General features: G+C 60.4%; 21 protein-coding genes. 4 read left to right on the forward strand and 17 right to left on the reverse strand.

Annotation, left to right across the window (positions count from 1 at the left end; translation table 11 throughout):
• Positions 1-9: 9 nt before the first annotated feature.
• A complete protein-coding gene (locus ACEQXV_RS09650) occupies positions 10-693 on the forward strand; it encodes a DUF1045 domain-containing protein (RefSeq protein WP_370255408.1) in 684 nt (227 codons plus the stop codon).
• Here the strand turns inward: ACEQXV_RS09650 and phnN are convergent.
• The 7 genes from phnN to phnG are packed head-to-tail and all read right to left on the reverse strand — an operon-like array spanning position 675 to position 5,632.
• Positions 675-1,217 carry a phosphonate metabolism protein/1,5-bisphosphokinase (PRPP-forming) PhnN gene (gene phnN / locus ACEQXV_RS09655; RefSeq protein WP_370255406.1) on the reverse strand — a complete coding sequence of 181 codons (543 nt, stop codon included), beginning with the start codon at positions 1,215-1,217 and terminating at the stop codon, positions 675-677. The two genes, ACEQXV_RS09650 and phnN, sit on opposite strands and share 19 nt — an antisense overlap.
• A complete protein-coding gene (gene phnL, locus ACEQXV_RS09660) occupies positions 1,214-1,894 on the reverse strand; it encodes a phosphonate C-P lyase system protein PhnL (protein WP_370255405.1) in 681 nt (226 codons plus the stop codon). Before phnL ends, phnN begins: the two co-directional genes overlap by 4 nt.
• Positions 1,895-1,904: 10 nt before the next feature.
• On the reverse strand, positions 1,905-2,675 hold the full coding sequence (phnK, locus tag ACEQXV_RS09665) for a phosphonate C-P lyase system protein PhnK (protein WP_370268943.1): 771 nt from the start codon (positions 2,673-2,675) through the stop codon (positions 1,905-1,907).
• On the reverse strand, positions 2,672-3,514 hold the full coding sequence (locus tag ACEQXV_RS09670; RefSeq protein WP_370255402.1) for an alpha-D-ribose 1-methylphosphonate 5-phosphate C-P-lyase PhnJ: 843 nt from the start codon (positions 3,512-3,514) through the stop codon (positions 2,672-2,674). The genes phnK and ACEQXV_RS09670 overlap by 4 nt, the downstream gene beginning before the upstream one ends.
• A complete protein-coding gene (locus ACEQXV_RS09675; RefSeq protein ID WP_370255401.1) occupies positions 3,511-4,602 on the reverse strand; it encodes a carbon-phosphorus lyase complex subunit PhnI in 1,092 nt (363 codons plus the stop codon). The genes ACEQXV_RS09670 and ACEQXV_RS09675 overlap by 4 nt, the downstream gene beginning before the upstream one ends.
• Positions 4,602-5,174: a phosphonate C-P lyase system protein PhnH gene (gene phnH, locus ACEQXV_RS09680; RefSeq protein WP_370255437.1), complete on the reverse strand. Its 573-nt coding sequence runs from the start codon at positions 5,172-5,174 to the stop codon at positions 4,602-4,604. Before phnH ends, ACEQXV_RS09675 begins: the two co-directional genes overlap by 1 nt.
• Positions 5,175-5,182: 8 nt before the next feature.
• Positions 5,183-5,632 carry a phosphonate C-P lyase system protein PhnG gene (phnG, locus tag ACEQXV_RS09685; RefSeq protein ID WP_370255400.1) on the reverse strand — a complete coding sequence of 150 codons (450 nt, stop codon included), beginning with the start codon at positions 5,630-5,632 and terminating at the stop codon, positions 5,183-5,185.
• A 96-nt stretch (positions 5,633-5,728) separates the two neighbouring features.
• On the opposite strand from phnG, the gene phnF reads away from it, so the two are divergent.
• Positions 5,729-6,442 carry a phosphonate metabolism transcriptional regulator PhnF gene (gene phnF / locus ACEQXV_RS09690; protein ID WP_370255399.1) on the forward strand — a complete coding sequence of 238 codons (714 nt, stop codon included), beginning with the start codon at positions 5,729-5,731 and terminating at the stop codon, positions 6,440-6,442.
• Between the two features lie 621 nt (positions 6,443-7,063).
• Here the strand turns inward: phnF and ACEQXV_RS09695 are convergent.
• Both ACEQXV_RS09695 and ACEQXV_RS09700 read right to left on the reverse strand, forming a co-directional pair.
• The gene (locus tag ACEQXV_RS09695; protein ID WP_370268944.1) at positions 7,064-7,696 is read right to left on the reverse strand and encodes a hypothetical protein; all 633 of its coding nucleotides are present in this window, start codon (positions 7,694-7,696) and stop codon (positions 7,064-7,066) included.
• Complete coding sequence (locus ACEQXV_RS09700) at positions 7,693-7,968, reverse strand: transposase (RefSeq protein WP_370268946.1); 276 nt, start codon at positions 7,966-7,968, stop codon at positions 7,693-7,695. The genes ACEQXV_RS09695 and ACEQXV_RS09700 overlap by 4 nt, the downstream gene beginning before the upstream one ends.
• 583 nt (positions 7,969-8,551) lie before the next feature.
• Between ACEQXV_RS09700 and ACEQXV_RS09705 the strand changes: the two genes are divergently transcribed.
• Together ACEQXV_RS09705 and ACEQXV_RS09710 are read left to right on the forward strand one after the other, a co-directional pair.
• Complete coding sequence (locus ACEQXV_RS09705) at positions 8,552-9,979, forward strand: amidohydrolase (RefSeq protein ID WP_372525587.1); 1,428 nt, start codon at positions 8,552-8,554, stop codon at positions 9,977-9,979.
• On the forward strand, positions 9,976-10,932 hold the full coding sequence (locus ACEQXV_RS09710; RefSeq protein WP_370268948.1) for a M14 family metallopeptidase: 957 nt from the start codon (positions 9,976-9,978) through the stop codon (positions 10,930-10,932). Before ACEQXV_RS09705 ends, ACEQXV_RS09710 begins: the two co-directional genes overlap by 4 nt.
• Positions 10,933-11,041: 109 nt before the next feature.
• Here the strand turns inward: ACEQXV_RS09710 and ACEQXV_RS09715 are convergent, their stop codons facing one another.
• The 8 genes from ACEQXV_RS09715 to ACEQXV_RS09750 all read right to left on the reverse strand — a co-directional run bounded on the left by ACEQXV_RS09715 (position 11,042) and on the right by ACEQXV_RS09750 (position 20,861).
• Positions 11,042-11,584, reverse strand: coding sequence for an RES family NAD+ phosphorylase (locus tag ACEQXV_RS09715; protein WP_372525589.1), 543 nt, complete (start codon positions 11,582-11,584; stop codon positions 11,042-11,044).
• A gap of 110 nt (positions 11,585-11,694) precedes the next feature.
• Positions 11,695-12,690 carry an ABC transporter ATP-binding protein gene (locus tag ACEQXV_RS09720; RefSeq protein WP_370268951.1) on the reverse strand — a complete coding sequence of 332 codons (996 nt, stop codon included), beginning with the start codon at positions 12,688-12,690 and terminating at the stop codon, positions 11,695-11,697.
• Positions 12,687-13,673 carry an ABC transporter ATP-binding protein gene (locus ACEQXV_RS09725; RefSeq protein WP_370268952.1) on the reverse strand — a complete coding sequence of 329 codons (987 nt, stop codon included), beginning with the start codon at positions 13,671-13,673 and terminating at the stop codon, positions 12,687-12,689. The genes ACEQXV_RS09720 and ACEQXV_RS09725 overlap by 4 nt, the downstream gene beginning before the upstream one ends.
• Positions 13,670-14,965, reverse strand: coding sequence for an ABC transporter permease (locus ACEQXV_RS09730; protein ID WP_370268953.1), 1,296 nt, complete (start codon positions 14,963-14,965; stop codon positions 13,670-13,672). The genes ACEQXV_RS09725 and ACEQXV_RS09730 overlap by 4 nt, the downstream gene beginning before the upstream one ends.
• Complete coding sequence (locus ACEQXV_RS09735) at positions 14,962-15,939, reverse strand: ABC transporter permease (RefSeq protein WP_370268954.1); 978 nt, start codon at positions 15,937-15,939, stop codon at positions 14,962-14,964. Before ACEQXV_RS09735 ends, ACEQXV_RS09730 begins: the two co-directional genes overlap by 4 nt.
• Positions 15,940-16,048: 109 nt before the next feature.
• Positions 16,049-17,620, reverse strand: a complete 1,572-nt coding sequence (locus tag ACEQXV_RS09740) for an ABC transporter substrate-binding protein (protein WP_370268956.1) — start codon at positions 17,618-17,620, stop codon at positions 16,049-16,051.
• A 185-nt stretch (positions 17,621-17,805) separates the two neighbouring features.
• Entirely contained in the window at positions 17,806-19,263 is a 1,458-nt protein-coding gene (locus tag ACEQXV_RS09745; RefSeq protein ID WP_370268957.1) for a M81 family metallopeptidase, read from the reverse strand.
• The gene (locus ACEQXV_RS09750) at positions 19,260-20,861 is read right to left on the reverse strand and encodes a M81 family metallopeptidase (RefSeq protein WP_370268958.1); all 1,602 of its coding nucleotides are present in this window, start codon (positions 20,859-20,861) and stop codon (positions 19,260-19,262) included. Before ACEQXV_RS09750 ends, ACEQXV_RS09745 begins: the two co-directional genes overlap by 4 nt.
• Between the last annotated feature and the right edge of the window lie 905 nt (positions 20,862-21,766).

The raw sequence follows: 21,766 nt of genomic DNA on the forward strand, positions 1-21,766 counted from the left end.
GTAAGTAACATGACCGCTTATCGCCGCTATGGGCTCTACGTCGTGCCTGAGGGTGCCTTCTACCGGTCTGGCGCGGCTTGGCTTGGATGGGACAGCGTGCAGGGCAGCCGGGTGGTCCATCCCGATATCGACGGGCTGCCGCGCCCGGTCTCCGAGATCACGGCGACGCCGCGCAAATACGGGTTTCACGGCACCATCAAGCCGCCGTTTCGGCTGGCTGACGGAATGACGGAACGCGCTTTGCGTGATGCCGTCGCCGCGTTGTGCACGACCCTCGCACCGGTTGAAATTCCGGCACTCCAGCTGCGCAGACTGGGTGGGTTCGTCGCGATCGTGCCGGTCGAAGCGTCGGACGCGCTGTCCCATCTCGCTGCCGAGGCGGTCAAGGGGATCGACATCTTTCGCGGCCAACCCGACCAGGCCGAGCTTACCCGCCGAAGAAAAGCCGGTCTGACCGAACGACAGGAGGCGCTGCTGGACAAGTGGGGCTATCCATACGTGATGGACGAGTTCCGCTTTCATCTGACCCTGACCGGAAAGCTCGGGTCGGAGGCCGGGACCGTGGCCGAAACGCTGCGCCCGTATTTCACCCCGCTTTTGCCAAACCCGTTTCGCATCGACAGCCTGTGCCTGGTGGGCGAGGACGAAACGGGCATGTTCCACATGCTCCACCGCTACACCCTTTCCGGGTAGAGGGCGCACAAAGCTTCCTCGACACTGGTCGAAAGCGGCCCGCTATTGTCGATCTCGGTCACGCGCAGTCCAGCGGGCAGCGCGACCTCTCGCGCGAGCCGGGTCCGGATCTGGTCGGGTGTTTCGCGCCCCCGCGAGGCCAATCTCCGGGCGAGCACCTCAGGCGTGGCAGTCACATGCAGAACATGCATGGATGGAAAGATCCGGGCGGCAGAGTCCAGCTGCGCGCGCGAGAGGTTCGCCAGCACATCGACCCCGAGGGCCAGGGTGCGATGGACAGTTGCCGGAATACCATAAAGCAATCCGTGGGCGGTCCACCAAAGAGCGAACTCCCCGGCATCACGCCGGACCGCGAACACCTCTCGCGTAACGCCTTCGAAAACCTCACCGCCAGATTCGGACGGTCGCGTAATCACTCGTTTGACGCGGTGGAAATCGGGCTCTGCCGCGATCAGGGCCTCCATCAGGCTGTCCTTGCCGACGCCCGAAGGGCCCACTACCGCGATGAACCGTCCCTGTCTCATGCGGCAACCGGGGAAAAGCGGCTGACATCAATCTCTCGATCAGCCACGCGAGACCGGGCTTCGACATCGTGGAAGATGCCCACGATGGCCGCGCCACCTGCCTTGGCCTCTTCGATCAGTTGCAGCACCGTTTCTCGGTTCGTGGCATCCAGGCTCGCCGTCGGTTCATCGAGCAGCAATGCGGGGTATCCATGGGCAAAGCCTCGCGCAATGTTCACGCGCTGCTGCTCGCCGCCCGAGAATGTGGTCGGCGAAAGCCCCCACAAGCGATCTGGAATCCGCAGACGGGTCAATAGTTCACGAGCCCGGGAAAACGCCGTCATTTCATCGACTCCAAGCGCCAAGAGCGGCTCTGCGACCACTTCCAGAGTCGGAACCCGCGGGACGACCCTCAAGAACTGGCTGACATAGCCCAGTGTCTCTCTGCGCAGTTGGAGAACCTCTCGCGGCTCCGCGCCGATCAGATCGACGCCGCCAATCTTTACCTGTCCGCCCTGGGCCAGGTAATTGCCGTAAAGAATTCGCATGACAGTGGACTTGCCCGCGCCGCTTTCGCCGATCAGGGCAACACATTCCCCCGGTGCCACGGAAAACGACGCCCCGGCCAGCACCGGGATGGTGGCACTTCCCTGATTGTGCAAGGTGAAGGACTTGGCAAGGTTTTGAACCTCGATCATTGGAGCTACCTCAAACTTGCAGGACGGAACTGACGAGCAGCTGCGTGTAGGCGTGTTGCGGATCGTCGAGCACCTGGTCGGTCAGACCCGTTTCCACGACATGCCCCCCTTTCATGACCATCAGTCGGTCGGCCAGAAGACGCACCACGGCGAGATCATGGGTGACGATGATGGCTGACAGTCCAAGCCGCCGGACAAGCCCGCGCAGCAGGTCGAGGAGGCGGGCCTGCACGCTGACATCAAGCCCGCCGGTGGGCTCGTCCATGAAGACCAGTCGGGGACCGGTCACCAGGTTGCGGGCGATTTGCAGGCGCTGCTGCATGCCTCCCGAGAAGGCAGAGGGCCGATCATCCATCCGGGCGGTGTCGATTTCGACCCGAGCGAGCCAATCCCCGGCGGCTTCACGGATGTCTCCGTAATGGCGCGCACCAACGGCCATCAGCCGTTCGCCGACATTCCCACCGGCGCTGATCCGCATCCGCAGCCCGTCGCGCGGGTTCTGATGCACGAAGGCCCAATCCGTGCGCCCCAGCATACGTCGCTCGGGTTCGCTCATGGTCACGGTGTCCCGGGGACCGTTGACCCTTGTATCGAAGATTACCTCGCCGGCATCGGGCGGCTGGTGACCCGCAAGGCAATTGAGCAGCGTCGATTTGCCAGACCCGGATTCCCCGACGATACCCAGAACTTCACCTGGGTAGAGATTGAACGAAACGTCTGCGCAGCCAATGCGACCACCGTAGAACTTGGAGAGGTTGCGCACCTCCAGAAGCGGTGTCATGCGGCCTCTCCTTCTTCTCGCCGATCGGCGCAATAATCAGTGTCGGAACAGACGAAGATCCGTCCGCCCTCGTCATCGGTGATGACCTCATCAAGATAGCTTTCCGTTGAGCCACAAAGCGCACAGGTCTGATCCGCGCGCATGGGTTCGAACGGGTAATCCTCGAAGTCCAGGCTGACGGCCTTGGTGTAAGGCGGAAGCGCGTAGATGCGTTGCTCTCGCCCGGCTCCGAATAGCTGCAAGGCGGCGCTTTCCAGCTTGGGGTTGTCGAACTTCGGAATCGGCGAAGGGTCCATCACGTAGCGATCCTCGACCTTGACCGGGTAGGCATAGGCGGTCGCGATCTCGCCATGTCTGGCAATATCCTCGTAGAGCTTGACATGCATGAGCCCGTATTCTTCCAGCGCATGCATCTTGCGGGTTTCGGTCTCGCGCGGTTCCAGGAACCTCAGTGGCTCGGGGATGGGCACCTGGTAGACAAGGATCTGGTCCTCTGTCAGGGGAACCTCGGGGATGCGGTGGCGGGTCTGGATGACAGTCGCCTCAGTCGTCTTTTCGGTCACCGCGACACCGGCCGTGCGTTCGAAGAACTTGCGGATCGACACGGCGTTCGTCGTGTCATCGGCCCCCTGGTCGATAACCTTGAACCTGTCTTCGGGCGTCAGGCATGCGGCGCTGACCTGCACCCCGCCCGTGCCCCAGCCATAAGGCATGGGCATTTCGCGACTGGCGAAAGGGACCTGATAGCCCGGAATGGCCACACCCTTGAGGATCGCACGGCGGATCATCCGCTTGGTCTGCTCGTCGAGATAGGCGAAGTTATAAGCTTGATCGGTCATTCTGCCGCCTCCTGCGTGCGGGCAGCCATGGCTTCTGCCCGGATCTTGCGGATCAGTTCCAGCTCCGACTGGAAGTCGACGTAATGGGGTAGCTTGATATGCTCGAGGAAGCCCGTCGCCTGCACGTTGTCGGAATGGTAGAGCACGAATTCGGCGTCCTGCGCGGGGGCGCCCATGTCGTCCTCGCCCAGTTCCTCCCAACGCAAGGCGCGATCCACCAGCGCCATTGAAATCGCCTTGCGCTCGGTATGGCCGAAGACGAGACCATAGCCTCGGGTGAATTGCGGCGGTTCGGATTTACTGCCAAGGAACTGGTTGACCGTTTCGCATTCAGTCACCTTCACCTCACCGATCTCGATGGCGAACCCGAGCTCGGGAATGTCCATCTCGACCTGGACATTACCAACACGCAATTCCCCCACGAAAGGATGATTGCGCCCGTATCCCCGTTGGGTGGAATAGGCCATGGACAGAACGAAGCCCTCGTCGCCCCGCGTCAGGGCCTGCAAACGCAGGGGTCGATCCGCGGGAAAATCGAGCGGTTCGCGGGTCAGATCACGTGGGGTCTCTGCCCCCTCCGCCTCGCGCTGAATCAGGTCTTCTTTCGCCAGGAACCCAGTCACATGGGGCATGTCGCCCTGGGTTGGTGTGCCCAACTCCGGGCAGGGCACTTCCGCGCCCTCGGCTGCCAGCGCGAAATCCAGCAAACGGTGTGTGTAGTCGAAGGTTGGGCCAAGCACCTGCCCGCCGGGAAGGTCCTTGAACGTCGCCGAGATGCGACGGTCGCAGGACATGCTGGCGGTATCGACGGGATGAGACGCGCCAAAGCGCGGCAAAGTGGTTCGATAGGCCCGGATCAGGAACACGGCCTCGATCAGGTCGCCCCGCGCCTGCTTGATCGCAAGCGCCGCGAGGTCGGGATCGTAGAGCGAGCCTTCAGCCATCACCCGGTTGACGGCAAGGGCCAGCTGCTCGCGGATCTGGTCAAGTCCCAACTCCGCCACATCGGTATCGCCCCGGCGCTCTTCGGCCAGCCAGGCATGGGCATTGTCAATCGCCCGTTCACCACCTTTTACGGCCACATACATCAGAGAGCCTCCGTCACATTTGTGCTGCGCGGCAAGGCTGCAAGGCGGTCGCCGCAGGTGAAATAGCAATCGAACCCCAGGGGGAATCGTGCACGGTTTGCCTGGAAGGCCTGCAACTCCGGAAGGCTCAGCGCCGCTTCGCGGGCAATCCCTGGGCCCGAAAGGATTGCCCCGGACGGCTCAAGGGCATCCATCTCGACAATCAGGGTCGCAGAGCGGTCAGGGTATTCCGACGATCCGATGCGATAACGCCCCACCGGGCTGAGCGCCTCCCAACTTCCCAGTGCGAAATCGGCATGGCTCGGTCCAACCAATGGCGAACCGCAATGAAAGGTAATCCACTCGCGCAGAGCGGACGTGTCATGATCGCCGGCAAGGTAGATTCCCGTCTCGGGATCACACAGGGTTAGCAGCAGCACACCTGCCGCAACCGAAGCCGGTGCCGGCGGAAGTCCCCCACTTACGGTCTCGATACGGCCCGGACGGGCCATTGCCTGAAGGGCAGACCGGAATGCATGGGCTGCTTCGCGCGGCGCATCGACAAATCCACCTTCCACAGCGGTTGCGTCCATTGCCATTGCTACTCTCCCCGAACCATTGTGAAGAACTCGACTTTCGTCGCAGCGGCCCGTGCCGCGCGTTTCGCCGTGGCTTCTGCGGCCTCTGCCCGTAGCGGGGCCAAAATCTGCGCGTCGAGCGCTTGGGCCTGTCCATCCTGCGCCATTGCGTCGATCAAGGCGGCCGTGCGCGCTGCTTCGAAGCTGCGCCCCTGAACGTAGCCATGCCCAACCGCCCCTGACGCGACCCTGACCGAACAGCGCGTGACGGTGATTTCACCAAGGTTGAATGGAGCGCCCACGGCACCCGCCCGGCCCCGCACCATGACGGTTCCAATTTCCGGCGCGCGCAGCACAAAATGCTCCGGCACTACTCCATGAGACTCCCAGAGACTCAGCAAACGGTCGTGCGGTGCTTTGGCCAGGGTTGAAAGCCTGGCCTTTCGTTCCGCGATCTCGGCGTGATCAGACATCTTGCGAAGTTGTCCATTTATTTATACAACTATACAAATCAATACCGCCTGCACTACGCACGGGCAAGCGACACAACATGAATTTTTGGTGACACTATGGGCAGAGCTCCGCTTTGGACTGCGATACGAGATCGACTGACCGATGAGATCGCGGCAGGCCATTACCTGCCCGGTGATCGGCTGCCCACCGAGGCACAATTGTCGACACGCTTCGGCGTGAACCGCCACACAGTGCGGCGCGCACTATCAGCGCTTTCGACTTCTGGAACCGTCCACTCAAGGCGAGGCTCAGGCGTGTTCGTGGCGCATCGACCAACGGATTACCCGCTTGGAAAACGAGTGCGCTTTCACCAGAACCTGTCAGCTTCCGGGCACATGCCTGGAAAGACGGTCCTGCATCTCGCTGAGCGTCCCGCCGACCAGAGAGAAGCCTCCGCCCTTGGCCTGAGATCCGATGCGATGGTGGCCGTCTATGAGGGCCTGTCCTTTTCGGATGGACAGCCCATCGCCCTGTTCAGATCGGTCTTTTGCCTGACCCGCTTTCCGCGAATACTGGACGAGCTTCGAAAGAACCCCTCCGTCACGGCAGCCTTCAAGGCACATGGACTGAATGATTACACCCGCGCCTCCACTCGGATCACCGCGAAGCTTGCCACGACAACTCAGGCCAATCACCTGCAGATCCAACCAGGCGCGCCTATCATGAGGGCCGTCAGCATCAACGTGGACTCCAACAAGGCCCCGGTCGAATACGGCAGAACCTGGTTTGCTGGCGACAGAGCGACCTTGTTGGTGCAAGAGGATGGCTAGCAGGTGCCCACCTTTCTACACTCAAGGATGTTGAACTGTCCTGTTGAGGAACGACTGATCAACGCTCGCTGCGACGACGTTTTTTTGCGCAGTGATTGCAATCGCAGGCCATTGACGTCCCGTTTTCAGTAGCTTCTGCCCTGTTTTGCCTGCCTGAACAGCGGTCATGGCGCTTTCGGACTGCCTCGTTTTCATGTCATCAGCTTTCGTCAGACCAGGAACAAGTCGCCGAGCGCGAACAGTGTGAACATATGTGCTTGGCTCTTGGCCAGCCTCCACGAAATCAAATTACCTTGACGGTCGTGACCAACGTGAGTTCTCGCAAAGGTTTCCTGACTAATCAGCTTTGGATACTGCCTGCCCACGACTAATTGTGATAATATAACATTAAGCCATGTGGGGTGCGAGCGAGGTGTTAAGGATGCTGGGGAGCAGGCGGCGATATGGGATTGAGGGGCGCGACGAAGCCTTTCAGGTTGGGCGCCTGATTGCCGCTCGCGGAAGCCCTGGGGCGCCCATATGCGGCGCGCGCACGCGCACCGGAACGCTCTGCCAGCAACTCCCCATTCCAGAGGGCAAGGGGCGCTGCCTGGGCCACGCAGGGCCGCACGCAGCGCGCCTTCACCGCGAGGCGCAGCGCAAAGCTTTCTTGTCGGGCAAGATCAGCGCGGAGGACTGGGAGAGGGCAGAGGCGCGCAGGGCAGCAAACCGGCTGGGCTGGGACTGGAAGAAAAACCCTTGGCTGCCTGGACGAACAATCGATCTGGGACCGGCAGAGGGCGCCCTGAGGGCCGACATGACGGCCAGGGGTTTGGATGTGGAGGCCTTGCCGCCTGCCGTGGCAGATTGGCTCCGCTGGCGTTGGAGGCGCACGCAGATCGACCGGAAGTCGGACCGGGCATGGCATCGAGTTGTAACGGAAGCCTTGCCGGGACGGATCGCCAAGGCCGGGACACGTCCGTCCGGCATTGCAGAGGTGTTCCACACCGACCTCGGTCGGGGAGATCGGTCAACCAACGCATCAACACCGCCTGCGACCCACCGTGCATAAGCAGCGATCTGACGGCTGCCGAAGAACGGGTATTTGATGAACACCCGGTCGATCTCTTTCATCAGCGCCAACGTGTCCGCGGCGATGCCAACCGGCGTGTAGTAGAAAGCCGACCGGCTGAGCCGTACCAGCTTGCATTGCTGGCTGATGCTCAGCTCGGGGTGATCACGTTTGATCATCGCGCGTTTCTTCTCGGGGCTCATCGCTTCAGCCCTTCCGACAAAAAATCGTTCTCCACCGCCAGCCTCCCGATCTTGGCATGCAGCTCTTTTACCTCGGCCTCGGTCGGACCGCTCTGCTTTCCGCCCGAGAAAACATCGGCCATCCCGTCGATAGCCTGCCGCTTCCATGTGCTGACCTGGTTCGGGTGCAACTGATGCTTCGCTGCAATCTCCTGCACGGTCTTGTCACCGCGCAGAGCTTCCAACGCGACCTTGGCCTTAAACTGATCTGTAAAGTTCCGGCGCTTCGCCATTCTCGTATCCCTTCAAAGGTTTGGGATACACCTTAGCCAACTGTCCAGTTTTCCGGGACCACTTCAGACCGACCTCTTCCAAGCCTCGTACTGCGCGAATAGTCCGAATGCAGTCTTAGCGCGAGACCGATCTACGCTAAGCGAAACCGCTGCGTCGATCAGGGCCTTCTGTCCGTCAAACCAGACCTTCGCGGCGACTGCAAATCCGGGGTGCTGGCGATGGCGACAGATCTATCGAGCAGGGTTCCTCCGGGTTGGTCTCCATATCCTCGATCGTCGCGCACTTGCACCACTTCGTAACTGTCTAGGGATTGACGCCGAGATCCCGGCTCATCTGTGCGAGAGAAGTCAGCGATCACTTCATCGCACTTCTGAAGGCGTGCGTGGTCGTTGCGCAGCCATGACGAACGTGACCTATGGTGCCTTTTTTTTACAGTTTAACGAAAGGATCAAGCCATCGAACCCCGGGATCAAACACCTAGGTTCTCAGTAGAAGAAGTAAAGTTGAGCAAAACTGGATACTTGCCAACCGCCATCGACCATGGGAGCCTCATTCATCGGATCGGTGGGTGGGAGAGCAGCGATGCAGAATTCAAACGTTATCTGGGAGAATGTAGATCAGCACAAGGAGGATCTGATCGCGCTGTCGGATCGCGTCTTTGACATGCCGGAAACTCTTTATAATGAGTACCGGTCCGTCGCTGAACACAAGGCGATGCTTGAGCAAAAGGGCTTTCGAATAACCGAAAACGCTGCTGGTATTCCGACGGCTGTTGTGGGCGAGGCCGGTGAAGAAGGACCGGTCATTGCGATACTCGGCGAGTTCGATGCGCTGCCTTATCTCAGCCAGGAGCCCGGTGTTGCAGAACCACGCCCTCAGGAAGCCGGCGGAAACGGCCATGGCTGTGGACATAACCTGTTGGGCGCTGCCGCCCTGCTTGCCGCGACTGCCGTCAAGGACTGGATCGAGGATAACGGCATCAAGGCACGGGTTCGTTATTATGGATGCCCGGCGGAAGAGGGCGGTGCGGCCAAGGCCTTCATGGTGCGTGAAGGGTTGTTCGACGATGTCGATGTGGCGATCTCCTGGCACCCTGCCACGTTTACGGCCGTAAACAGGGCAAACTCGCTGGCCAATACTCGGATCGACTTCACGTTCCACGGAAAGGCAGCACATGCCGCAGGCGCACCCGAACTGGGCCGCAGCGCGCTGGACGCCGTGGAACTGATGAATGTCGGCATCAATTACATGCGCGAACACATGCCCGATGACGCGCGCGTCCACTACGCCTATCTCGACGCAGGTGGGGTTGCCCCAAACGTGGTGCAGCACCGGGCAACCGTTCGGCAACTGGTCCGCGCCTCGGACCTGCCCGGGCTTCGCTCGCTGATCGAGCGGGTGAAGAAGATCGCCGAAGGCGCCGCCCTAATGACCGAGACTCGCGTCGAATCCCGCGTCTTCACTGGGGTATCGAACCTGATCGGCAACCGGCCTCTGGAGGAGGCCATGCAGGTGGAGATGGAGAGTCTCGGCCCTGTCGCCTTTGACGAGGCGGACGCGGCTTTTGCCCGCGAGATCCAAAAGAGCCTGACGGCAGACGATATCGCGGTGTCTTTCCGGCGCGTCGGCATGCCACCACCGGAGGAGAGCCTTGCTCTTTGCGATTTCGTGGCGCCGCTGGACCTCAAAGGTGAAGGTGGCGAGGGATCGACAGATGTCGGGGATGTCAGCTGGACCGTTCCCACGGTTCAGGCCCGCGTAGCAACCTGCGCGGTTGGAACGCCGTTTCACACCTGGCAAACGGTTGCGCAGGGCAAGGCTCCGGCCGCGCACAAGGGTATGGTCTATGCCGCCAAGGTGATGGCTGCCACGGCCAAACGGGTGATCGAGGATCCTGCCCTGCTTGCAAGGGCAAAGGACCTGCACGCAGCACATCTGAAGAAGACGCCCTATGTTTGCCCGCTTCCCGAAGGGGTCGAACCTCCGATCGTGCCAAGGCCCGCCTCATGAGCGCGACCGACCCTGGCAAATATCCGATCGAGCTGCCCTTCCCCGATATCTCACCCTACCGGGTCGGCAGCACAGGCGTGGATTACTACACCAGCTTCGACAGCGGCGTGGCAGGCCCCCATGTTCTGATCAACGCGCTTGTGCATGGCAACGAGGTCTGCGGGGTCATCGCGCTTGATCATTTGTTCCGGTCTGGCATCCGGCCCATGAAGGGTACACTGACGCTCGGATTTTCTAATGTCGCTGCCTATGAGGCCTTTGACAAGGACGATCCGATGGCAAGCCGGTTTCTGGACGAGGACATGAACAGGGTCTGGGATACGGAAACGCTCGACGGGGATCGCAGGTCGTGCGAACTTGATCGCGCCCGCCAGATCCGCCCGCTGATCGACACGGTGGATATCCTGTTTGACGTGCATTCGATGCAGCACAAGACGGCACCGATGATCGTCGCCGGTCCGCTGGAAAAAAGCACGGCGATGTCAAGGCAACTCGGAACGCCGGAGATTATCGTGGCCGATACCGGCCATGCTGCGGGGCGACGGTTACGCGACTATAATGGCTTCGGTGACCCCGGCAGCCCCAAAACCGCAGTGCTGATCGAGTGCGGACAACACTGGGAAGCGGCGGCGGGGCCGGTCGCGATCGACAGCGTATATCGCTGGCTGCTACTGCACGGGATGATCACGCCCGAGACCGCAGAACCCAATCTCTTGCCCTTACCCGCAGAGCAGCGCGTGGTGAAGGTCGAGATGCCGGTCACGGTTGAGACCGACAGCTTCGAATTCGCACAGCCCTTCACGGGTCTGGAGACGCTCTCCAAAGGGGATCTGATCGGCATGGACGGAAACAAGGAAATCCGCGCGCCGCATGATGGCTGTGTGCTGATCATGCCAAGCCGCCGCCTGACCCCGGGGGCGACGGCGGTGCGCTTGGGCGGTTGGGTCGAGTGAGCGGCAAGGGATGTGATGTGGCTGGATCTTCAGCCCGATGTTTCAAACGGCGTAAGGCTGCGAGTGTCAGCTATGAAGGACAAGCGCACCTTTCTTCTACTGGCAACACCTAGCTCCATTTCGGGCCGCTTTGGTTCGGGTGCACCGTTTTTGGGCCGCCCGAAACGCGCACCACCGGTCCGCCGAACGCGTTCCACCTGAACAGCACAAGGTGCCACCCACCGGGGATATGACGCGACACGTCGATGAGTCCGTCGGCGTCCAGCTCTCTGATCTGGTCCGAAATCTGCCACGAGTCCGGCTCTTTCCCTTCATTCAACGCGGGACGCCACGGTCGGTTGGACAAGTCCCGATCAACGCCAATATCTCGACACGACATCAGGTTGCGCTGGTCAAAGACACGAGCGCCGATGACGTCCAGTGTGAAGACATATCTCGGCTTCATATCCTCCCGCATGTAGCCGGAAACCGCCCTGCGCGCCCAATCGAGGTTTGGGCTCATGTACAACGCGCGTTGCCCATGGCGATGATAGCGGCCCGCGCTCTGCGGGGTGGGAGGCGCCAGAACCCGATCAATCTGGTTCACAGATATGGTGCGGTAAAATTTGCCGCTCAGTTCAGTCAGAGGTACTGGCATTGCTCGAAGGCTCATCTAGCGTCATTGCTTGTGGTGACCACCGAACTAGCACCAAGCATCTCCGCCGTTGTTCTTCGTATGGTCGGGTCCGGGAATGGCAGGAATACGCCCCCGCCATCCGAAACCTAACCGTCGTTCAGGTGGCAGGCGCTGGTGCGGCCGGGTGAGATTTCCTTCAACTCGGGCACCTCGATCCGACAGCGTTCGGTGGCATGGGGGCAGCGCGGATGGAAATGGCATCCTTTCGGCGGGTCAAGCGGGGACGGGATTTCCCCCATGATCGGTGCGTAGATCCGCCGATCCGTTTCGAGGCGTGGCGCCTCTATCAGCAGGGCCTGTGTGTAGGGATGGTTCGGCGCAGCGAACAGCTCTTCCGTCGGTGCCGTTTCGACGACCCGTCCCAGATACATGATCACCACGCGGTCGCTGAGATGCTCGACTACGCCAAGATCATGGCTGATGAACAGATATGTCAGCCCCAGATCCTCGCGCAGATCCATGAACAGGTTCAGAACCTGCGCCTGGATCGACACGTCAAGCGCGGCGACGGCCTCGTCGCAGACGATGAAATCTGGCTGAACAGCCAAGGCACGCGCGATGCCGATACGCTGGCGCTGACCGCCGGAAAACTGGTGTGGGTATCGATGACGATAGGACGGATCGAGGCCCACCCTCTGCATGGTCATCGTAACGTAATCCTCTATCTCGCCACGTCTGATCAAGCCGTGGAATAGGGGCGCCTCGCTGATGATATCGGACACTTTTAGCCGTGGATTGAGGCTGCTCATGGGGTCTTGGAATATCATCTGGACCTTCAACCGGCTTTCCAGCAAGTCCTTGCCCCGAAGCGTTTGGACATCCTGGCCGAGAAACCGGATAATCCCTTCCGTGGGCATATGGACCCCCGCCACGCAGCGGCCAAGCGTACTCTTGCCGCAGCCGCTTTCCCCGACCAGACCAACCACTTCCCCGGGCATGATCGACAGGTTTACGTTATCCACTGCGTGCACCGTGTGTTCCTCGACCTTGGCCCCAAGACGGCGAGCGAATTTTTCGGCAATGTCGAGCTTCTTCACAAACCGCTTGGACACGGCTTCCAGTTCAATGATCGGAGTGGTCATGCAGCCGTCCCCCGGTCCTGTCCGACGCCAAGGGGATGGTGACACCGGACAAGGTGATCGCCCTCGGGTGTCGTGGCGTCGGGTGACGTTGCACAGGCCTCGCTGGCGCGGTCGCATCTTGGCCGGAACGCGCAACCGGCCGGAAGGTTCATCGGCAAGGGCGCCATCCCCCGGATCTGGGTCAGCCGCGTACCACGCGCATTCCGGGACGGGGCAGAGCCGATCAGGCCGGAAGTGTAGGGATGGAAGGGCCGGTTCACGACCTCTTCGGTGGTGCCCATCTCCACGATCCGCCCCGCATACATCACCGCCACCCGGTTCGCGAGGCCAGCCACCACCGCAAGGTCATGGGTGACCCAGATCATCGCCGTGTTGTGTTCGGCCACGAGTTTCTGAACTTCGTAGAGGATCTGTGCCTGGATGGTGACATCAAGCGCCGTCGTCGGCTCGTCCGCGATGATCAGGTCCGGCTGATGCAGAAGGGCAATCGCAATGGCCACACGCTGACGCATACCGCCCGAAAACTGGTGCGGATAGCTTTTCAGGCGCTCATCCGGGCTGGGAATGCCGACCTGCCCCAACACGTCCCGACATCTTTGCCGCGCATCCTCATCCGTCCATTTTCCGTGCGCCCTCAGTGCTTCGATCATCTGGGTATCGACCCTGAGGACGGGATTGAGCGTCATCATAGGGTCCTGAAAGATCATCGCGATCCGGCGTCCGCGCAGGTCGCGCATCTTCGGTTCCGGCAATGCCACGAGATCCTGACCATCGAAGCGAATGGACCCTTCCACGATCCGGCCGGGCTGATCGACGAGGCCCATGATCGAAAATCCGGTCACAGATTTCCCCGATCCGCTCTCTCCCACAATGCCAAGGATCTCTCCCCGATCGAGCTCGAACGAGACACCATCGACGGACTTCACCACGCCCGCCTTGGTGAAGAAATGGGTCTTCAGATTGTCGATGCTCAACAGGCTCATCGGTTCAGCCTCGGGTTCAGGATATCTCTCAAACGGTCCCCCACAAGGTTGATGGCGATAATCGTGATGAGCAGGGCGACACCGGGATAGACACTGATCCAGTAGCGACCGGACAGCATGTATTCAAAGCCGTTGGAGATCAGCAGGCCAAGGCTCGGTTCCGTCACCGGAAGGCCGATCCCCAGGAAGGACAGGGTTGCTTCAAGGGCAATCGCATTTGCTACCTGCACGGTCGCGACGACGATGATCGGTGGCAGGCAGTTCGGCAGCAGATGCCGGAAAATAACGCGGGTCTTGGACAGTGCGAGGCATTGTGCGGCCTCCACATATTCCTTGCTGCGTTCAACCAGGGCCACCGATCTGGCGGTTCGCGCAAAGTAAGCCCATTGAACGATTACAAGTGCCAGCATGACCTTCTCGACACCTGAGCCAAGGATTGCGAGCAGCATCAGGGCCACAAGGATCGTCGGGAAACTGAGCTGAAGATCTACGATGCGCATGATCACGGTTTCGATCTTGCCACCGAAAAAGGCGGCTATCATGCCCAGGCTAAGGCCAATGATCATGGCGAAGAAGCAGGAGACGACGCCAACCGCAAGGCTGGTGCGCAGGCCATACATGATCGCCGACAGCATGTCGCGCCCCTGACCATCCGTCCCCAGCCAATAGGTCATGATCGTCTCGCCTTCTGTCCCATGGACGGCCAGCTCCAGCTCGAAGGGCTGATCCAGGGCACGGCTGGAGGAGATCGTGAATTCCTCAAGATCCGCAGGCTCGACAGTCCAGAACGACCGGAAACTATGCTTCTCTCCGACATTGAGATCCGCACCACGCGGCAATTCGTCTAGCCGCAGGGGCTCTAGCGGAACACTGTCCAGTGCCGGGTCGAAGACAAGGCGAACCGCCACGGCGTTTTCGCCATCAACCCGGGTCCAGGATAGCACCGCGCCATCGAAGGGCGCCTCATCCGGGAAGGTGATCTCGGTTCGACCTTCGGCCGTCGGGTCAATGGCGAGGATCAGATCGGTTTCCCACGGGTCGGTCATCCTAAGGGAACCAGGTGGCTGACGGCTGTCCTCCAGACGGATTTCAGACAGATCGTAAGGGTTCTGGGGAGCGATGACTGTAGCAAGGATCGCTATTGATATGACGCACAGCAAGATCACCAGCCCGAGCACAGCAAGCGGGCTTTCAACGAAATCCCGTGCGATACGCACCGCAGGGGGCACCGGTTTGACCGGTTTCTGGTCGGGGGCCGACGCGGTGCCGGGATCGAGTTCGATGCTGCTCATGCCTTTTGGTCCGAAAGCCGGACGCGCGGGTCCAGGATGGCGTAGAGGATGTCCACGATGAGGTTGATGGTGATGAACAGGCACACAATCACGATGAGGTAGGCGACGATCACCGGCCGGTCGAGCTGGAAAATGCTGTCGATGATGAGTTTTCCCATACCGGGCCAGGCGAACACAGTCTCGGTCACGACCGCGAAGGCGATGACCGAGCCGAACTCGAGGCCGATGATGGTGACAAGCGGGATCATGATGTTCTTGAGGACATGCAGGCCAATGACGCGGCGGGGCCGAAGACCCTTTGCTCGGGCGAACTTCACATAATCCAGATTGATCGTCTCACGCACCGAGGCGCGGGTCAGGCGGATGACGAGGCTCGTCTTAAACAGGGCCAGATTGATCGCCGGCAGGATCAGATGACTTATGCCATCCCAGGAAAAGAAACTGCTCTCTACTCCCAGGAACTCACCGCGTTCCCCGCGGCCACCGGCGGGCAACCACTGAAGGATCACGGCGAAGAGCATGATCAACATCAGACCTTGCCAGAAATTCGGCAGTGAGAACCCGAAAATTGATCCGGTCATGATGGTGCGCCCGCCGATGCTCTCTGGTTTCAGGCCAGCGTAGAGGCCCAATGGAACGCCGATGAAAATCGCAATCACCATGGCACAAAGGGCAAGTTCCATGGTTGCCGGAAACCGTTGCAGCACCAGTTGCAGGGCGGGTTCGCCAAAGACGAAGCTAGTGCCGAGGTCACCCCTGAGCAGGTTGCCCAGAAAGGCGAGATATTGTTCAGGAAGGCTCCGGTCGAGACCGAGACGGGCGATGGCGGCAGCCCGCTCAGCCTCAGTGGCGTCCTGACTGATGAGGATTTCAACCGGATTGCCGATCGCATAGACCCCCGCGAACACGAGAACTGTCATGACTAGGATGACGAGGATGCTCTGCATCAATCGGCGGATGATGAAAACCGTCATGGTCGCGGATCTGTCCCTAACGTGGCCCCCTCCAAAAACCGAGGAGACAAAGCAGTCCTTTGGTAGCGGACGGGCGGAGAGCCGAAACCCTCCGCCCGCATCAGGTCACTTATTCGATCACCACATTGGTCGGACGCGTGTATTCGTCCGTCCGCGGGATGTACCGAAGTCCCGCGCGCGTGGCCCAGGTGTTCACCTGGAAATGCGTCGGGATCAGCCCGACTTCACGCATGGCAATCTCAGTGGCCCGCGCGAGCAGTTCCTGGCGAAGATCGTCATCAACGGTGTTCAGCGCAAGTTGCAGGGTTGCGTCAAACGGAGCGCTCGAATAGCGGCCACGGTTGGTCCGGCCAAGGCCGGTATCATCGTCACGCGTGTGCAAAAGGGCGCGCAGCGGCGACGAGGCTTCACCGGTGCCAGATCCCCAACCGACAAGCATCAAGGAGAACTCGGATCCGTTTTCGTCCCCTGTTGCGCGGCCGAAATAGACGGACCGGGGCATGGTCTCGACTTCGGTTTGAATACCGACGCGGGTCAGCATCTGTGCAATTGCCTGGGCAATCTGTTCATCGTTGATGTAGCGGTCGTTTGGGCCGTGGATCGTCAGGCGGAAGCCATCCGGGTACCCGGCCTCGGCCAACAGTTCGCGCGCGCCTTCCGGATCGTAGTCCGGCACCTCGATCAGGTCCGAAACACCGAAGAATCCTTCCGGCAGCAACTGCCCCGCGGGGATCGCGATACCTTCCATCACCTCTTCCACGATCGTTTCGCGGTCGATCGCCATGGAGATGGCTTGCCGCACCCTCACATCCTGGAAGGGATTGAAGATCTCGTTGCCATCATTGTCGGTCACGAAGGGTGAATAGGGCCGACGGCTGTCGATATGCAGGTAGATCACCCGATTTGACACGCCCTGGCTGAGAACGATGTCGGGATTGCCTTCGAGCGTTGCGATATCGGATGTCGGAACCCCCGAGATCACATCGACATCACCTGCCAAAAGCGCCGCAACGCGCGCCGCGTCAGAGCTGATGGGGCGATAGGTAACGGTATCAAACTGCGGAGGGCCGTCCCAATAATCCGGGTTGGCTTCCAGCACGATGCTCTCGCCGGGGGTGTAGCTCACGAACCTGTACGGACCAGTTCCGATGCTGGCGGTGCCGGCATTGAACTCTTCTGTTGTCGCCTCCGGGTTTTCCGAACTGATGATCTGAATGGTGGACAGGTCGATCGGAAGCAGCGGGTACGGGCCATTGGTGCGGAACTGAATGGTATGGTCATCGACAACGATGATCTCGGCGATGCCGGAGGTATAAGTCGCAAAGGAAGACGGGCTGTTGGGCACGTTCGGTACACGCTCGTAGCTGAACACCACGTCTTCGGCCGTGAAGGCAGAGCCGTCATGGAAGGTCACGCCCTCGCGCAGCCGGAATTCCCAGACGTCATCGGCAATCGGTCCCCACTCGACGGCAAGGCCCGGCCCAAGCTGCTGGCTGCTGTCCTGATGCAGCAGGCGATCGTAGATCAGTCCCACGATTTGGTTGTTGTTGCCGGTGTTGTGGTAGTGCGGGTCCATGGCCGTAACCTCGGACGCCACCGCAATCGTAATATCTTCGGCATGGGCGACTGTGCCCAATACCATCCCCGCCGCAAGCGTTGCGGCAGACAATGACTTCCACATTGCATTAACTCCCTGTTTTCAACGGTTCCATGCCCTCTTTAAAGGGTGCTCTTGGGGGCACCTTTTTTCAGGCATGGTTCACGTTAGACGCAATTTTCCGGATACGGGTAGCATTTTTTCCCCTCCCGCTGGTGCAAGGCAGCAGGCAACCGGATCAATAGAAGGACTTGAAGGGGCCTGACGGGCTATGGGCGTGCGTGTTTATAGGGAAGTGTCGAGATATCGGCTGGTCCGTAATCCTCTGTGTCGATAATGACGATTGCGGCGACGAAGCTGTCCCAGGCGGCCCGAAAATGCGTTTTCGAGCGCAACAAGACGATGTCGAAATCCGCCGGATTGAGGCCGAATTGCAGAAAGGGATCAAAGTCGATCGCACTCTGTGACAGGCTTGTGACACTGATCTTTATGCCACCTACATCCAGTAGAACGCTGTCCCCCAAGCGGACTTCGCTGCCCGCTCGCATCTCCCCAGTGCCGCGATATCTGAAATCCCGTTTCACGGCATCCACCCGCGCCGTCACCTGGACCGGACCTCCGGCTTTCGGAGCGGAATGCCCCCCAAGGCACAGCTCAACCTCCGCGCCTTGACCTGCCGCGATGGCCTCTGCCGCCGACCCCGGATCCCAGAGGAAGGGCACCGCAATCCGCATCTGGTCGGAAAGGGCCAGCAAATGGCGCAACCCATGGGTGCTGTCATTTGCGCGGTCGGCATGTTCCAGGATGACAACCGGACGATCTGACCTGCCCGCAATGGCGCACGCTTTTTCAACACCCTCTTCCAGCCCGTAGACCGGAACAGGCGCGGCAAGGGCCTGCCTGTGTCGATCGACCTCTTTCGAAAGGTCGTCTGCCAGGGCCTGCGCCTCTTCCACCGCTCCATCGACGACCGCCACGACAGACACCCCGCAATTGGGAACATCCGCATAGGCAAACCCGGCAAAGAGCGACACGTCTCGATATCCGGCGTCGTCATCAGAGGCACGTTTCGCCCTCTCGACAAGGCCCTTGAGGGGGACAAGATCCGTTGCGGAGAAGATTGAGGGCAGGATCAGCCCTGGCCTGGCCAATGCCATGGCGGGGCGGATTTCGCCCTTGAGTGACTTCAACAGGCATTGCGCCGCACGTTCGCCGGTTGCCCCCATGTCGATATGAGGAGAGTACCGATAGCCGAAGGCCGCTGTCGCCCCCGCGATGGAACCCGCATCCAGATTGGCATGGTAATCCAGCGCAACCATGATCGGCATATCCGGCCCGGCAGCCTGTCGGATCGCCTCGAGCGTGCGCGCGTCCGGGTCCAGTTCGTCCTGTGTGACCATCGCCCCGTGCAGATGCAGCAGAACCCCGTCAACACCGTCCCGCACTTCCGCAATGATGTCCACGATTTCCTGACGATAGGCCGCGACCGCCGCCTGATCGGCAAGCCCTGCGGCCCCACCATCGGCATGAAGGATCGGGACAGCCTCCGCCCCGGCCGCATCAAGGATCCTCAGGAAGCCTCCCATGACGGTGTTGGAATTGCGGAAGGTCGCCATGAGATCCTGGCCACGTACCGCTCCCGCCTCGAAAACCTCCTGATCGGTGACATGCGGCAAGAAGGTCGCGCATTCCATATGCAGCCCGGCTAGGGCGATACGATAACTCATCGCAACAGGCCCATTGCTTCGAGATACGGGATGGCCCAGTCAGGAGGTGACCAGACGGCATCCGTATCAAGCGGATAGACGGGGCGCGGCAAGCCGCTGAAAACGAAATTGCTCAGCACCGGGCTGGTAAGACCCTTCGTGTCCACTTCAAGCACCTGTTCCGGCGTGAAGAACTCGTCGAACCCCGCGCGGAAATGGCCGCGGCTCTTGACAACCAGGGCCCGAAAATCTCTCGGATCAAGCCCGAGATGTTCAAAATAGACCGGGTCGGCGCATTGCTTGCGGTTGCTGGCGACAACCACTGTCATGCCTTCGATTCTTAAGGCAGCTGTCGGCCCCAGATCCACGCGTCGGCCAGCGACGAGCCCGCGTCGTCCGACAACGCATCCGTCACTCAGGGCAACAACCTCCGCTTCGGCGGCAAACGGCACTCCGAATCCGTCGGACCCGCTGCGCAGGAACCGCGCAGTGAACCTCGCGCCTATCCCGGCAGAGGTAGCTTCAGCCGCAAGATCCGCGTCGATATAAAGCCCATAAAGCACATCATCGGCCTTCGCATCGATCAAGGCCTGCATAAGATCACTGGATGTCCCGAGGCCACCACCGCCGGGATTGTCGCCAGCATCCGACAGGATCCATCTCGCGCCGTCCTGAGCGGTGACCGCTTGAATGGCCTCCGCGATTGATGTCAGTTTCCGCGTAAACCGGTGTCTTTCGGCCCAAAGCTGTCCGGCCAGCCGTGCGGTTTCGCGCTCGGCAACCGTTCGGTCCGTCGCCGTGACAAGAACAGCCACACCATTGTCGGGCGTATCGCTATAGACAAACCCGCCGAGCACGGTGGCATTCGCGACAATCCCATGAGCATCCGTAAGGCGGTCCGCTTCCCGGACCTGATCGGCATAGGCCCCCGAACCATCTGTCAGCAAGGTCACGCTGGCCGGTGTCAATGGCAGACGCAGGTGGCGCATGTGGAACTTGGTTCCCTTGATCATGCGGGAAAGGATGATCGCGGCTTCTCTTGCGACCTGTGCCTGATCGACATGGGGATTGGTGCGGTAGCCGATCAGACAATTGGCTGCGCGGGCCATCCTGTCGGAAAGGTTTGCATGAAGGTCAAGCGTCGCGACGACAGGCACATGCGGCCCGACGGCCTCGCGAACGGCCTCTAGAAAAGCGCCATCGGGGTCGAGAGTCTCCACGCCAACCATCGCGCCATGGCTGGCGACATAAACCCCGTCAATCGGTCCCAGTTCAGCCAATCGACCACGTACAATGCCCAGGACAGTACGCAGCACGTCTTCGCCCAAGGGGCCACCTGGTTCTGCACCAGCCACAAGAACGGGCAACACCTCCGCATGCAGATGGCTCCAAACCTCCTCCAGAAACGCCGGAATCTCAGCCCCCTGCCGCGGCGCATCGCTGGCGGCATCCGACAGGATCTCCTGACCTACAAGCCATGTTCGACGGTCAAAATCAGCGCGATGCGTCCTCGGCGCGAACCGGTTGCTTTCGAGTAGAAAACCCAAAACGGCGATCCTGGCCATGGTGGCACCAGCATTTGCGAGACTGAAACCAAACTTTATGCGCACAAAACGCATCAGTCGAGCTTTTCGGGTCCGCCTGGTGATGGACGTGTCGCGGGCCCTGCTCTTCTTCTAGTCGATCGTGGTAATTCTGCGCCGACAATTGAGATGACCAAACTATCTGCACGATACTGTCACGCACCTACCCGTGATCAGAAATCTGTAAAGCGGGATAAACCTGACCTTGGATTTTCGGCCTTCGCTGACGCAGCATCCGGTCGCAGGCGCTGCACTCCTTTCGCCTCAATGTATTTTGGTGAGCTTCTCAAGGTTTGACATCTTTCTAGTGATCTTCATCGCTCTGGTCGCCGTCATCCTGCGCTGACTCGAATATCCGATGGCGCCCGCTGGTGCCGGCCTTCGTCGTAGGGCGTTTGTCAGAGGAGAACCTACGTCGCTCACTGCTGCTGATCGACGGCTCTCTCTCGTTTCTATTGGAGCGGCCTTTGACCCTCGCGATCATGTTGGCGATAATGGCGCTTATAATTGCGCCCCCACTTCGTACACAGCTGCGAAGCGGATCGACGATTTCCTCCGAATAATGAACATCGCCGCGTCACCAGCAGCGTCGCGGCGATGTTCATTATTGTCTTCCCGGTAGTTGCTCAGTGACCGAATGGTCCACGGCCTGCTCGGAGGTCCGCTATTCCAGCTAAATCACAGCCTGAGATTTGACGTCTACGTGGCGCGCTGGTTGCTGTTTACACATTCGTCAACCTCTCGGCACCTCCAAAGTGGGCTCGCAACTGCCTCGCGGAGTTGTAGTAGGCACCACCAAAACTGAGGTGCCCCTAGATTTGTAGACGCTTTGCCCCCTAACTTTGAGGCGAGGAGGCCGACATGGGGACAAGCAACTACAGCGACGAGTTCAAGCGGGATGCGGTGCATCAGATCACGGTGCGAGGGTACCCGGTTCGGGA

Origin of the sequence: Nioella sp., from assembly GCF_964229645.1 — a bacterium.
In the GTDB taxonomy this organism is placed as follows: domain Bacteria; phylum Pseudomonadota; class Alphaproteobacteria; order Rhodobacterales; family Rhodobacteraceae; genus Nioella.